The following is a 258-nucleotide window of genomic DNA, read 5'->3' on the forward strand; positions in this document are numbered from 1 at the left end:
TCTGCCCCGCACTCGCGGGGATGAGCCCACGTCGGCACGCATGGCCGAACTCATCACGTTCGGCCTGTCTCCACTCATGTCGGCGGTTGCGGCGCGTTTGTCGCAAGAGTCTGCCCCGCACTCGCGGGGATGAGCCCGCTAAGAAGGGCGGCACGACCAGCCCCGATGTGTCTGCCCCGCACTCGCGGGGATGAGCACTGCCGCACTGCTCACCCTCGCGGTGGTGCTCAGTCTGCCCCGCACTCGCGGGGATGAGCC

It is taken from the genome of Corynebacterium sp. HMSC070H05, from assembly GCF_001837615.1.
Taxonomy (GTDB): Bacteria; Actinomycetota; Actinomycetes; order Mycobacteriales; family Mycobacteriaceae; genus Corynebacterium; species Corynebacterium coyleae.